The sequence below is a fragment of the Roseibium sp. genome (assembly GCF_965216085.1).
Classification (GTDB): Bacteria; Pseudomonadota; Alphaproteobacteria; order Rhizobiales; family Stappiaceae; genus Roseibium.
Window position 1 is genome coordinate 4822383 of sequence record NZ_OZ244138.1, and the last position, 13050, is coordinate 4835432.

General features: G+C 55.4%; 11 protein-coding genes. 4 read left to right on the forward strand and 7 right to left on the reverse strand.

The window, feature by feature from the left end:
* Positions 1-2 precede the first annotated feature (2 nt).
* The 4 genes from nirJ to ACOOFE_RS22645 all read left to right on the forward strand — a co-directional run bounded on the left by nirJ (position 3) and on the right by ACOOFE_RS22645 (position 4001).
* A complete protein-coding gene (nirJ, locus tag ACOOFE_RS22630; RefSeq protein ID WP_420412144.1) occupies positions 3-1223 on the forward strand; it encodes a heme d1 biosynthesis radical SAM protein NirJ in 1221 nt (406 codons plus the stop codon).
* Positions 1198-2730: a cytochrome D1 domain-containing protein gene (locus tag ACOOFE_RS22635; RefSeq protein ID WP_420412145.1), complete on the forward strand. Its 1533-nt coding sequence runs from the start codon at positions 1198-1200 to the stop codon at positions 2728-2730. Before nirJ ends, ACOOFE_RS22635 begins: the two co-directional genes overlap by 26 nt.
* Positions 2687-3655: a sirohydrochlorin chelatase gene (locus ACOOFE_RS22640; RefSeq protein ID WP_420412146.1), complete on the forward strand. Its 969-nt coding sequence runs from the start codon at positions 2687-2689 to the stop codon at positions 3653-3655. Before ACOOFE_RS22635 ends, ACOOFE_RS22640 begins: the two co-directional genes overlap by 44 nt.
* A gap of 94 nt (positions 3656-3749) precedes the next feature.
* Positions 3750-4001, forward strand: coding sequence for a hypothetical protein (locus ACOOFE_RS22645; RefSeq protein ID WP_420412147.1), 252 nt, complete (start codon positions 3750-3752; stop codon positions 3999-4001).
* A 48-nt stretch (positions 4002-4049) separates the two neighbouring features.
* Here ACOOFE_RS22645 and ACOOFE_RS22650 read toward each other — a convergent pair whose 3' ends face one another.
* From ACOOFE_RS22650 to ACOOFE_RS22680, 7 genes are all read right to left on the reverse strand, one after another.
* Entirely contained in the window at positions 4050-5051 is a 1002-nt protein-coding gene (locus ACOOFE_RS22650; protein ID WP_420412148.1) for an FAD:protein FMN transferase, read from the reverse strand.
* Complete coding sequence (locus ACOOFE_RS22655; RefSeq protein WP_420412149.1) at positions 5051-5596, reverse strand: nitrous oxide reductase accessory protein NosL; 546 nt, start codon at positions 5594-5596, stop codon at positions 5051-5053. The genes ACOOFE_RS22650 and ACOOFE_RS22655 overlap by 1 nt, the downstream gene beginning before the upstream one ends.
* Positions 5593-6423, reverse strand: coding sequence for an ABC transporter permease (locus ACOOFE_RS22660; RefSeq protein WP_420412150.1), 831 nt, complete (start codon positions 6421-6423; stop codon positions 5593-5595). The genes ACOOFE_RS22655 and ACOOFE_RS22660 overlap by 4 nt, the downstream gene beginning before the upstream one ends.
* A complete protein-coding gene (locus tag ACOOFE_RS22665) occupies positions 6420-7340 on the reverse strand; it encodes an ABC transporter ATP-binding protein (protein WP_420412151.1) in 921 nt (306 codons plus the stop codon). The genes ACOOFE_RS22660 and ACOOFE_RS22665 overlap by 4 nt, the downstream gene beginning before the upstream one ends.
* On the reverse strand, positions 7337-8620 hold the full coding sequence (locus tag ACOOFE_RS22670) for a nitrous oxide reductase family maturation protein NosD (protein WP_420412152.1): 1284 nt from the start codon (positions 8618-8620) through the stop codon (positions 7337-7339). The genes ACOOFE_RS22665 and ACOOFE_RS22670 overlap by 4 nt, the downstream gene beginning before the upstream one ends.
* Positions 8621-8622: 2 nt before the next feature.
* Entirely contained in the window at positions 8623-10533 is a 1911-nt protein-coding gene (gene nosZ / locus ACOOFE_RS22675; RefSeq protein ID WP_420412153.1) for a TAT-dependent nitrous-oxide reductase, read from the reverse strand.
* A 169-nt stretch (positions 10534-10702) separates the two neighbouring features.
* Positions 10703-12862: a 4Fe-4S binding protein gene (locus tag ACOOFE_RS22680; RefSeq protein WP_420412154.1), complete on the reverse strand. Its 2160-nt coding sequence runs from the start codon at positions 12860-12862 to the stop codon at positions 10703-10705.
* Between the last annotated feature and the right edge of the window lie 188 nt (positions 12863-13050).

A 13050-nucleotide genomic window follows, 5' to 3' on the forward strand; every position in this document is an offset into this window, starting at 1 on the left:
ACATGTTTCGCCTGTCAGAGTATATGCACCAGATCGTGGCACCGACGCCGGTTCGCGTCCGTAAAAGCCCCGGCCCTGTCAAACCGGTTGTGATCTGGAATTTGACCCGCCGCTGCAACTTGCGCTGCCGTCATTGTTATACCGTCTCTGCCGATGTCGATTTTCCGGGTGAACTGACCCACGAACAGGCAATGACAACTTTGGATGATCTGGGGCAGTTCAAGATCCCAGCTCTGATCCTGTCCGGCGGAGAACCGATCGACCGCAAAGATCTCTTTGAGATTGCGGTGAAGGCCCGCCCGATGGTCCGTATGCTCGCGCTGTCCACCAACGGCACCAAACTGCACGGCGAAATGGCTGACCGGGTCGCAGACGTTGGCTTCGATTATGTCGGGATTTCCATCGACGGTATCGGGGCAACCAACGACTGGTTCCGTGGTGTGGAAGGCGCTTACCGCGATGCTGTCAAAGGGGTCCGCGAGTGCAAGGCCCGCGGCATCAAGGTTGGTCTTCGCTTCACCATCACTGAAGGCAATCACACCCATTTGCCGGATCTTTTGAAGCTTTGCGACGACGAAGGTGTCGACAAGTTCTACCTGTCCCATCTGGTCTATGCAGGCCGCGGCGACAAACACCGCGGCGAAGATGCCGTGCATGAACGCTCCCGCAAGGGGATGGATCTTCTGATCGACCGTGCCTGGGCCGGCGTCAATGGGAGCCGTCCGCTGGACATCGTGACCGGCAACAACGATGCCGATGCCGTCTATTTCCTGAATTGGGTCCGCCGTAAATTCGGCGACGACACAGCCGAACATGTGCGCACGCATCTGGTCGCCTGGGGCGGCAATTCCTCCGGGCTTGGTGTGGCTAATATCGACACCCAGGGCAATGTCCACCCCGACACTTATTGGTCCGATTACACAATCGGCAGCGTAAAAGACACGCCGTTCTCAGAACTTTGGACCGGCAGCGATCCAATGCTGGCGCAGCTGCGTACTCGTCCGCGTCCGCTGAAGGGCCGCTGTGGGGCCTGTGCGTTCAAGGATGTCTGTGGTGGCAACACCCGCATCCGCGCCTTGCAGCTGACTGGCGACCCTTGGGCGGAAGATCCGGCCTGTTATTTGAGTGACCAGGAAATCGGTCTTGAAGACAGCCTGCATGAGCGTCTGACCGTTACTCCTTTCAAAGGAAAGAGCCATGATCCGGTTCATCGCTTCACTTAGTGCCGCAGTTATTTGTGCGTCCACGGCGCTGGCGGAGCCGGCAAAAGTCTACCAGGAAGCCTGTCAGGACTGCCACGGCGCCAACCGTCTTGGCGGGCTTGGTCCTGCTCTGATCCCGCAAACGTTGAAACGCATGCGCGGACCGAAACTTGAAAAAGTTATCCGGGACGGCCGTGTCGCGTCGCAAATGCCGGCATTCAGCGACAGCCTCAGCGACGAAGAAATCAAATCGCTTGCTGAGTACATCAAAACACCGCTTGATGAAGTCCCGCCTTGGGGCGAAGAGCAAATTGAAGCCAGCCGCCACTTAAACGAAGATTATAAACCGGTCGAAAAACCGGTTTGGTCGTCTGATCCGATGAACATAACTCTGGCCGTTGAGACTGGAGATCATCACGTCAGCGTTCTGGATGGCGACACGTTCGAACGGCTCGACCGGTTCCCGACGCCCTTTGCCGTGCACGGCGGTCCGAAGTTTGATCCCAAAGGCCGGTATGTGTTCATCATGTCGCGCGACGGCTGGGTGCAGAAATACGACCTTTATGCACTTCAGGAAGTCGGCCGTGTCCGCGCCGGCCTCAACAGCCGTAACATTGCGATGAGCCATGACGGCAAATGGCTGGCAGTCGCCAACTATCTACCCAACACGCTCACCATCTTGTCGACAGAAGACCTCAGCGTTGCGGAAGTCCACGAAGTCAAAGGCAAGGACGGGACACCCAGCCGCGTCTCTGCGGTTTATCAGGCCCCACCACGGGAGAGCTTCGTGCTGGCCCTGAAAGATGTGCCGGAAATCTGGGAAGTGTTTTATGGCCCCAATCCGCCGCAGATGGGTTTTGCTCACGATTGGCGCATCGAAGGCCCTGTGAAACATCCCTCACCTTTCCCAATCCGGAAAATCACAACGCCGGATTACCTGGACGATTTCTTCTTTGACCAATCCTATGAATACGTCATGGGCGCCTCGCGCAGCGGTGAAGGCGGTCTGGTGATTGATCTGGTGATTGGTCAGAAGACGGCTGATTTGGACCTGCCAGGCATGCCGCATCTTGGTTCCGGTATCACCTGGAAATACGGTGACACCACCGTAATGGCGACACCGCATCTGAAAGATGGGACTGTTTCGGTCATCGATATGAAGACCTGGAAGACCGTGAAACGCATCGAAACGCTTGGTCCTGGTTTTTTTATGCGCAGTCATGAAAATTCGCCCTATGTATGGGCTGATGTCTTCTTCGGACCCAACAAGGATGCCATGCACGTAATCGACAAGCAGAGCCTTGAAATCGTCAAGACGCTCCGCCCAGTCGACGGTGCGACGGTGGCCCATGTCGAATTTACCCGCGACGGCAGCCACGCCCTTGTCTCCGTTTGGGAGGACGATGGTGCTGTGATTGTCTACGATGCGGAAACGCTTGAGGAGGTGAAACGTCTACCGATGCGTAAGCCTTCAGGAAAATATAATGTCTGGAACAAGATTACCTTCTCAGAGGGCACCAGCCACTGAAGCGCTGATCGTTTCGCACGGTCAGCCTTCGGATCCGCAAGCTGGTGAAGATCAGCTGCGAATGCAGGCTGAAAAAATACAGGCCTTGCTTCCCGGCTGGCATATCCGGTCGGCGACCCTTGCTGCGCCGGGTGCGCTCGAACAAGAACTGGATGCTTTTTCCGGTAAACCCTTCCTCTTTCCAATGTTCATGGCAGATGGCTGGTTCATTAACACCGCTCTGCCCAAACGCCTTGGGGACCGGGAAGTTCATCAGCTGTCTCCGCTTGGGGTGTTGCCAGGCTTACCGCATCAAACGGTCAAATACCTCAAAGCAGAGGCAAAACGGCGGAACTGGTCGTGGAACTCCTGCGATGTCATGATTGCCGCTCACGGGTCGGTCACCGGCCCCGCTGCGGCCGAATGCGCGAACTATTTTGCCCGGCGTGTGCAAACCCTGATGACGTTCAAACAAAAGGTCCGGACTGGTTTTCTCGCGGAAGAACCGTTCCTTTCCCAGGTCGCACGGTTCAGCACAGCAAGAACCCTTTTGCTGCCTTTTTTGGCCGGAGTCGGATCTCACCTGACGGATGATATTCCGGAGGAACTGGAAAAAGGCAAATTCCGTGGAGTTCTGCTTCCACCTGTCGGCGAGGCGCCGTTTGTCCCCAAACTCATTGCCCACAGCTTGAAATCAGCGGAGCAAAAGGCCCTTAACTTTGATCCGATGAACAAAGAAAGACTGGTTGTGAGTTTTGCTCCGCCGGCAGCGGCCTCCGCTCCGGACCCTAATCCAGCCGATCCTATTGAAGCCAATAAGGTTTCGCACAGACCTTCTGGATCAAAAGGACGTACCCAGTCGGCTGCGGCGAAATTGTTGAAACTGCTTCAGGGATTTCGGAGTTTTCCGTCCGGCACTCATTCGAACCGGCTTAAAGCTAGCTAACGGACTTAGCGCCCAGCTGCAGGCCGGCATATAGTAACAAAGCGCGAAACATGCGCGACGTGGTACGTTCCAAGATTGAAGAGGCATTTCCACCATGACCGCCACCGAAAAACCCTGGTCAGTGAAGAAACTTGCCGTCGTCCTCTATCCGTTCGCCGCCGGCGCTGTCGCCATCAATCTGTTTATGCTGGGCCTGATGGGCATTGCTGTTGGTCTGCCAGCGATCTCGCCGGAAGTGGCGCTTGTAGCAAGTATCCCATTGGGTGTACCTGCGACCTGGTTGTTTGCAAAATGGGTGCGCGGCCTGATGGATGAAGCAGATGGACGAAAACCGCCAGCTGATTGACTAGCGGCGGCTTTCCCCGGCTTCAACGAGAATTACGCAGAACCTGATTTACCCATTTAACCAAGCGGTTTCACCGTTTTGACGAACGGCAAATGCGGTAGTGTCCGCATAAAGAGCAAGGACTTCTTTCAGTCCCTTTTCGCCAAGCACCAACGCGGCTGTCGACAAACCGTCAGCGACTGCAGCAGACCGGGACAACACACTGATAGCACTCAAGTCAGTGCGAACTGGCGCGCCCGTTCTCGGGTCTAGAATGTGAGAATTTTTCCCAGCTTCATCGAAGGTTGTGCCGGTTTGTGCCGAACTCGCGACTGCCATATTGGACAAGGCTGTTCTTTCGGAAAGCTCTTCCCGTTTTGGATCTGGCCGGAGGGTGACTGGCCAGCCCTTTTCGCTTTCACCAGTAACAGGCGCTCCGCCGTTCAAGCGCAGCTCTCCAAGATCCACAGCAACGTTGTCAAACCCCTTCGACTTTAGAAGCTCCGACACACGGTCGGTGATGAACCCTTGCGCGATCCCATTGAGGGTCAACGCCATGTCAGGTGATCGAAAACCGACTTTTCCGCTCTCAATCTGAACCTTGGAGAACCCGGTCCGACTCAGCGCTTGTTTGTGCAAGCGGCTGTCGTAGTCGCCAGCTGCATAATAGGCCCAGAGGGGTTGAATGGTCGGATCAAAAGCACCGCCAGTCGCCTGATGAAGCTGTTTTGCAAGTGACAACAACTTTAGCAAGTCGAGGGATGGTCCCTCCAGTAGACCTTGGCGGTTCAACCGGGACAGTTCACTCTCGGATTTGTAAAGGCTGAAGATATTTTCCAGCCTGGCGATCTCCAACTCGATCTCGCCAAACAAGCTTTTTGCTTCATGCGCATCATTATGCACGAGGTTGATTTCAGCACCTGCCCCCAGAGCGATACCTGTCCATCGATGGATGGTAGGCGCAGCGGCTGCAGCCCCCGGGAAAAGAGCGACTGCCGAAGCACTTGCTGCACTGATTTTCAAGAAACGGCGCCGACTTAGTTTGCTTTCCGGCATTTCAATTCCAGTCATTAGTGCACCCCGTCCGATCCGGGCTCTAAAAGCTGCAGAGCTGAAGACACATCGACCGGTGCCAGAACATAGTCTGCCGAAATTTCTGCAAGCCGGACGACATCACCGCCATTTTTGTCGGCGAACTCTTGGGCGCCTTTTTCCGTTCCAAAAGGAATGGTTTCCGGGGCGCCCATCCCGCCGGCTTGTTTGCTGCCTGTCACGAACCAGGCTTCATCGGCATCGATCCAATTGTCGTTACCTGGCTGGGTCCAGCTGACCGCTTTGTCCATGTCGTTGACGTAAATCGCGGCGATCTCATCGGTTTCTTCCGGAGACAGCTTGAACGCAACCGCATCCCGCACCTGGGTAAACCAGACCGGGAACGGATTTCCCGCCAGATGGATCTGGGCTTTGGGGCCATCGTGCTCCAGGACTGTCATCTGGCAGTAATGGCCGGCTGCTTCCGGCGTCAGCTCGATAGCGGCCGGTTTGGCAATTTCAATCTCTTCCTGGCAGCCCACCAAGAGGCTGGCGGCTAGGAAAACAAAACCAAGGCGGATCATGGTGTAATCCTCCGGATAAGGACCGTTGCTGCCAGCAAGGCTGCGCAGGCAAACAAGATGAGCGACGCGAGGGCAAGTGCTGGATCGAACGGCAGGGTTTCGGCAACACCGGCCATTCCGCCAACAAGGCTGCTGGCTTCAAGTGCAGCCAGATTGAACAGCCGGAACGCATCTGCCGGGTTCAACAAAACCGCATAGGGAAAGACCTTGGCTGCAAAGACACCGCCCGGATTGGCGACCAAAGCGCCCAAAAGAGCCAGATCGTAAAGAACAACAAACACCAGCCAGACCGCAATGGCGGCCGCTGCCGCCGTGCCGACTTGGCGTGTCATGCAACTCAAGACATAGCCGATGGCGACGAAACACTGGCCCAGGAGAAGCGATGTTGCGATCAAACGGGCAAAGTCCATCAATCCACTGGTGGATCCTGAGCCGGTTAGCACCAGGAAGGCCGCAGTCGTTCCATAGCCGACCACAAGCGCGAAGGTCAAAACCAGGGAATGGCCAATCGCTTTCCCGATCAAGAACTCGGGCCGGGAAACCGGGCAGGAGAAGGTCATTAACAACGTGCCGCGTTCGATTTCACCGCACACAGCATCAAATGCCAGCAGCAGCGCGATAAGCGGCACGAGGTAAACAGACAGGCTGGCCAATGAGGCAACAGTGATCGTCAGGCGGTCCACGCCGAGCGTGCCGGCAGGAGCGGAGCCGAGCAAAGCCAAAGCGAGAGAAAACGCCGCGAGGATAATTGTTGCCAGCAGGATCCAGCGGTTACGGATCCCGATCCGGACCTCTTGAGCAGCAATAGTCAATATTCTGGAGATCATTGCTGAGCCTCCTCTTGAGCCGCTTGCGAAAAGTATTTGTAGACATCGTCCAAACTTGGTGCATGAACGTCCACATCTTCAACGAGATGGCCAAGTGCACTGATCGCAGACAGTGTCCTGACCTTCTCATCCATGCCGCAGTCGAGTTCCACCGACCGACCATTCATACGGCTACGGTCGATGTTTCCGAGTTGGTCCGCCACCTCTTCTGCAGCACCCGGCCGGGTCCAGATTTTCAGCCTGATCGGCAGGCCAGCCTGAGCTCGTAAGTTCGAAAGTTGATCGTCGGCCACCAAATTGCCCTTGGACAGGATCAGGATCCGGTCAGTACGGGCTTCCAATTCGGTCAAGGCATGTGACGACAAGAGTACGGTTGCGCCCTGATCGGCAATCTCGCCAATCAGTTCATAGACATTCTGGCGGGATATCGGATCAAGACCTGTGGTCGGCTCATCGAGCAGCACCAGTCTCGGATGTCCAATCAAGGCTTGTGCAAGGCCAAGGCGCTGACGCATGCCCTTTGAATAAGTGCCGACCCGCCGTTTGGCAGCGTCTGCCAAACCGACCCGGTCAAGCAGGTGCATGACATCTTTCGGTTTTTCACCTTTGAGCCGCGCATAGTAGCTAAGAACTTCCCGCCCCGTCAGGGCTGCTGGAAACGCCACAGACTCCGGCAAATACGCCGTATTTGATCGGGCCTCCTGGCTGCCTGGTTGTGACTCCAGAACGGAGATATCGCCACCGTCCCGGTTCAAAAAACCAAGGACCATCTTGAAGAGCGTTGTCTTGCCGGCGCCATTATGGCCCAAAAGGGCAACACGTTCGCCGGCGGCCAGCGAAAAGGAGACATCGTTGACCGCAGTGTGGCTCGAAAACCGTTTGGTGACATTCTGAACTTCTAAGCTCGTCTTTGTCATCCTTGAACTCCGGAATTGGGTACGGACCCGGCGGGTGGATGCATCAAAGGTGCATTGTCTACGATACCACCCGGCAGCAGGGCCGGAAATTGGGATTGCGTCCAGCGCAGCAACTGCACAGCTGGACTGCCGATCAGGATCTTGGCGGACGGCTGGGTCCACAACACCTGGTCGACCATATCATTCGGACGGTAAGCGGTATCGGCGAGGCCATCGCCATTCATATCGAAAGCCGCGTGGTCACTCCAGAAATTGCCGCGGCCATCTGTGCTCCAATCAAGGGAGCGGCTGCCGACATATTTGACCTGCGTCTTGTTGCGAATGAACGCGTTGCCTTGGAACTTGTTTCTTGCGGATCCCGCTGTGAAATGAACACCAATCGGACACCTTTCGAAGCGGTTGTCCATCACTGTGTTCTTATTCGCATTGTACATGAACAGGCATTTCTCACCGCCACCGAAGACTTGGTTGCCTTCGATTTTCGCCCGGTTGGCATAATTCAACATCAGACCGTGATGCTTATCGCCTTTGGAGACATTGTCGCGAACCTTAAGCCGGTCCGAAAACATCAAGGCATAGCCAATGTCATTTCCTTCAGAGACATTGCCTTCGATGACACCGCTGTTGCCATGCATGTAGTGAACCGCAAACCGCAATTGCGAGAAGTGGTTGTTGCGGAACGTATCCTTGTGGCTGGTATTGACGAACACGCCGTCCCGACCATAGCGGATCGTGTTGAACTCGGCCAACAAATGCGGCGAATTCCAAACGTAGATACCGTTGCCACGTTCATTGGGGCGTAGATCCTGTCGACCCTCAATCAAGTTGTTGGAGACCACAGCATCATCAGGACCATGAACATCAACACCGGTCAGGTTGTTCAGGATCTTGTTGTCCCGGACGGTCGCACGGTCAGCCTTCTTGGTCAGTTTGACACCGGCATCCAATGTCTGGTGAGACAGACCTGATCCGGTGATGATCAGATTGGAGACCGTGACATCCGGCGCATCGACCGTGATCACACTGCCCGTACCGGTGCCTGTGACACGGGCACCATCATCCCCAACTATTTGAAGCGGAACTTCAATCGTGATCGGACCTTGATGATTGCCAGAGGCAAGCCGGAGGATATCCCCGGCCTGCGCTTTTGTGAGGACTTGTTGCAAGGCGCCCTGCTCGGCTGGAACAGTCCATTCTTCTGCGGCCAGCGGGCCCAGGCCAGCAAGCGCCGCAGCGAGAAGGGATATCCCGCCGGAGAGTAAGTGCAGAGCGCTATTCATTGTTAGGCGCCTCTTGGCTCAACAAACATCCGGCCGCGCATTTCCATGTGAAGTGCGTGACAGAACCACTGACAGTAGAACCAGTGTACACCCGGACGTTCCGCGATGAAGGTCACAGAAGCCGTGGCCTGCGGTCCAACTTCCATAGCAACGCCGTAGTTTGCCAGGCAGAAGCCGTGGGTCAGGTCGTCGATGTCATCAATGTTGGTGACATATACGGTGACTTCATCGCCCTGCTTAACCGTGAATTTCTCCATGGAGAAGTTCGGAGCAACCGAAGACATGTAGACTCGGACCTTGTTGCCGTCGCGGATAACATCCGCTGCGTCTTCAAGATCAACACCATCGGCTTTGGCTTGCTCAATCGCATCGGCAAAGCTCGGGTCATTCCGATCCCAAACAATCGCCGGGTTCACTTTTGAACGGTGAACGACGATGCTGTCATGCGGCTCGGCAAAAGTCGGGCCGTCATGGACAACCTTCATTTTGTCGCCGGAGATATCGATCAGCTGCTCGTTTTCCGGCTTCAACGGACCAACGTTCAAGAAGCGGTCTTTCGAGAACTTGTTCATCGAAATGAGCCACTTGCCGTCTGCTTCTGCGGTCTCACCCATTGATGTCGAGTTGTGACCCGGCTGGTAATGGACGTCGACTTTATCCAGAATTGGATCAACGTCCGCACCACCGTAGGCATCAATCGCCTTTTGGATGTTCCACTTGGCAACCTGGCTGTCCAGGAAGAGTGTGGTGTAGCCGTTACCGTTGTTGTCGAAAGCAGTGTGGAGCGGGCCAAGGCCAAGTTGCGGTTCTGCAACGATGGCGGAACGCGGATCTGCATTGTCAGAGAACAGTGCATCCACTTTGGTCACGTCGATCACAGAAACTGTCGGAGACAGTTTGCCGTTGATCACGATGTGCTTCTTGTCCGGAGCCGCGTTGACACCATGCGGGCTGTTCGGAATCGGGATATAGCGTGTGAAGTTGGAGTTGGCATCCTTGCGGCCATCAACAACCGGAACGCCTTTCATTTCCGTATAATTGCCGGAAGCAACAGCTTCCTCGATGGCCTTGATGTTGAAGACAACAACATGGTCGAGTTCGCTCTCGGTCATTTCGGCAAGGTTCGTGCCCATTTCCGAGTTATAGGAAGTTGAGAAGGCGTATTTACCCTGATAATCACAGTCGGTGTTATCGAGGTTACCGGAAACAATCACCTGCCATGCGACCTTCATGGTGTCACCGTCGATCGCGGTGAAGATGCAGGCGTATTTATCCGGCTCATCCAGGATGCTGCCGTCGTTGACCAGCGGCGCTTCATGTTCGCCGTTTGCGAAGACGTAGCCCGTGCGCGGATATTTCTGCGGACGCATGCCATGAATGTCATGGGCATTCGGGATCTCGATGATCTTGTCCGTCTTCATCATTTTCAGGTCGATACGCGCAACGCGGGTGTTCGCCTTGTCGTTGGCGAAGATGTAGCGACCGTCGTATGTGCCGTCGGTGAAGGACATGTGCGGATGGTGAAGGTCACCATTGTCGTAGGTCACTTTGCCCTGAGCCTTCAAGAAGGCTTTGGTTTCCGGCAGCAGACCTTCGGTCAGGATTTTCAGAGACTCGTTGGTCTGACCCCAACCCGTAGCGGAACAACGGTTAAAGACCGGAATGCGCATCAGTTCGCGCATAGAAGGAACACCGAGAATGCGGACTTCGCCTGTTTGGCCTGAAGACCAGAAACCGTAGTATTCGTCCAGCTCGCCCGGCGCCAAATGTGCGCTCTGGCCGCCTTCAGCGGCAGTTGCCGGTGTCGCGCTTCCAAGAGCAGCGGCGCCCATGCCGGCGACAACAGCCGTTTTTGCAGTTCCTCCAAGCAATGCCCGGCGTGACATTGCTCTTTCTTTTAAACTCTCCGTCATGACTTTTCTCCTTGTGTCGGTGTCGGAGTTCATCCAGCTGAGTTGGCGGTAGTCACCCCGCCGTCCGGTGCCGGTTTCGTGTTCCCTGTCTGAGTTTCAAGTTTCTGCCGATCGGCGCGTTTCTGAGCCCAGACGGGGCATTCCTTGTTGTGTCTCCTCGTGTGGGAGTTCACCCAGCTGGGTTAGCGGTAGTCACCCCGCCTGCCTGTGCCGGTTTCGTCATCGCTGTCTGCTTTTCAAATTTCCGCCGCTTGGCGAGTTTCTTGATGCAGACGGGACATTTCTGATCGTGCTGATACAGGACCTGGCAATGCAGGCAGTTCAGGCACTCGTTCGGATTGATGTTGCCTTCCGGATGGATGGCTTGGACCATGCATTCCTTGCCGCAGCGCTGGCATGGATCGCCGCAGTCGCGGTAGCGTTTCAGCCAGTCAAACATGCGCAGGCGCGCAGGGATCGCCAGGGCAGCGCCCAGCGGGCAAAGGTAGCGGCAGTAGAACCGTTCAATGAAGAGACCAGCTACCAGCAACGCGACCGCAAAGAGGACGAAGGGCCACGCCCGCTGGAATTTCAGGATAATCGCTGTCTTGAACGGCTCCACTTCCGCATAGTGTTCGGCAACGTCAAGAGAGTAGAGGGACAGGCCGAACAATCCGAGGAAAATCATATACTTGAGTGGCCACAGGCGTTCGTGGAGAGCCCAGGGCACTTCGATCTGAGGAATACGGGCAAACTTGGCCAGCCGGTTGGTCAGCTCCTGCATGGCACCGAACGGACACAGCCAGCCGCAATAGGCGCCCCGCCCCCAGAACAACAAGGCAGCTGCAACGGAGAACCACAATAGGAAGACCAGTGGATCCATCAGGAAGGCGTCCCAGCTGAAACTGCTGGTCAATGACGAGAAGAACGCCATGACGTTGACGACCGAGAGCTGCGCATTTTGCATCCAGCCCAACCAAACCAGCGTGAAGGTCAGGAAGGCAATCCGGAACCAGAACGTGAAGCGCTCATTGCGGGTGACCTGCATCTGGAAGAAGAAGACGATCGTCAGAATACCGATCGCACTGGCCAAGATAATGATGTCGGCCTTGCGGTCTTCCCAGATACGCACCCAAAGTTTCGGCGCTTCATCATCGCCGTTGACAAGAGCCTGTGCGGAGACTGGGTCGCCAGCGGCGAGCGCGACTTCTTCGGCCTTCAGATAGGCATCCGGCAGTTGATATCCGAGATCGAATGTCAGGAAGACCTTTTCAATTGGACCAACCGCGCGCTGAACAAGCAGCTGCAGACGGAAATCTTTGGAAGGATCAAACCCGGCGTCGGCTGGTATGATGAACAGATCCATCTCGACAAAGGCTGGAGACCCATCTGCCGCTATTTCACCAACGCGGACTTGCTGCTTGTCGAAGAAGCGGACGGAGATATCGTCCTGGATCAGCTGGATCCGGTCGAAAATACCGCCTCGGACATACCCAGAGCCTTTGAAGGAATACCGCCCGCGCCCCATGACCAGGATTGCATGCTCACCTTCTTTCAAACGGTTCTTGAGATTGTCATATTCCCGTTGACCGAGAAGCGACAGACCGATGGACGGCACATTGGCCAGGCCCATGTACATGTCGATGAACGTATCTGTATCCGGACCATCTTCCGGGCGCTTGATCGCACGTGGGTCACCCTGAGTGACAAAAGCTTCATTCACTTGGGCAACATCTAGGGACAGGCGCCGGACAGACCCGTCACCGGTCATTGTCATCCAGTCACTGACAGCCACTTTATCGTAATCGATGATCTTCTTCGGGCCAGTGTCCGCTACGGCTGGTACCAAACCGCCCAAACCAAGAATACGGGCCACTTTAATGCCGGCGCGGACGATCGAATCATCAATCACCATGATGGTGACGGTCGCACCCGAAATGATGTCCAGTTCGTGCGCGGAGCCGCCTTGCTGCGCTTCGATTTTGAGATCCAGACCGGCATAACCTTCTGTCACCGCCTGAATTTGCGAATCTGGAATACCAATCAAAACAATCGGTTCTGAGTGTTTGACCAGCCGCACACCTGTGACAACGGCATCAGGGTCAACGCCAACCATCGTGTGGATCGGTTTGCCCGAATATCCAGTTGTTGAAACAAAGTCAGATGTCAGGAAGACCCACCCAACTGTTTCACCGCCTTTTAGGGCAGGAACAACCGGAACATCGTCCCGCACAGCACCGAAACTATCGGCACCGGGAACCATTTCAGATGGTTGAACTTTATCCAGAAACCTTGAAACCAGCGCGTCAGAAGCGTTGGCCGTCGGGGCCAATACCAATGCAGCTAGCATGGCCAGGCTCAAGCACAGTATCTGAATTATTTTACCGGGACGCCCCACGGGACACGCTCCAACAAATCATGCATAATATTTTCAAGATTTGTTTTGCGCCTTCGCCGATCTGTTTTCTTTGACGATAGTCAAGAAGACACGTAACGAATTGCAATCTTATACAAACTTCCGCTTGGCGCGTTACGACA

Coding starts and splice junctions, on each gene's coding strand:
- nirJ (WP_420412144.1), top strand. CDS start 3: ATGTTTCGCCTGTCAGAGTATATGCACCAGATCGTGGCACCGACGCCG.
- ACOOFE_RS22635 (WP_420412145.1), top strand. CDS start 1,198: ATGATCCGGTTCATCGCTTCACTTAGTGCCGCAGTTATTTGTGCGTCC.
- ACOOFE_RS22640 (WP_420412146.1), top strand. CDS start 2,687: ATGTCTGGAACAAGATTACCTTCTCAGAGGGCACCAGCCACTGAAGCG.
- ACOOFE_RS22645 (WP_420412147.1), top strand. CDS start 3,750: ATGACCGCCACCGAAAAACCCTGGTCAGTGAAGAAACTTGCCGTCGTC.
- ACOOFE_RS22650 (WP_420412148.1), bottom strand. CDS start 5,051: ATGACTGGAATTGAAATGCCGGAAAGCAAACTAAGTCGGCGCCGTTTC.
- ACOOFE_RS22655 (WP_420412149.1), bottom strand. CDS start 5,596: ATGATCCGCCTTGGTTTTGTTTTCCTAGCCGCCAGCCTCTTGGTGGGC.
- ACOOFE_RS22660 (WP_420412150.1), bottom strand. CDS start 6,423: ATGATCTCCAGAATATTGACTATTGCTGCTCAAGAGGTCCGGATCGGG.
- ACOOFE_RS22665 (WP_420412151.1), bottom strand. CDS start 7,340: ATGACAAAGACGAGCTTAGAAGTTCAGAATGTCACCAAACGGTTTTCG.
- ACOOFE_RS22670 (WP_420412152.1), bottom strand. CDS start 8,620: ATGAATAGCGCTCTGCACTTACTCTCCGGCGGGATATCCCTTCTCGCT.
- nosZ (WP_420412153.1), bottom strand. CDS start 10,533: ATGACGGAGAGTTTAAAAGAAAGAGCAATGTCACGCCGGGCATTGCTT.
- ACOOFE_RS22680 (WP_420412154.1), bottom strand. CDS start 12,862: ATGCTAGCTGCATTGGTATTGGCCCCGACGGCCAACGCTTCTGACGCG.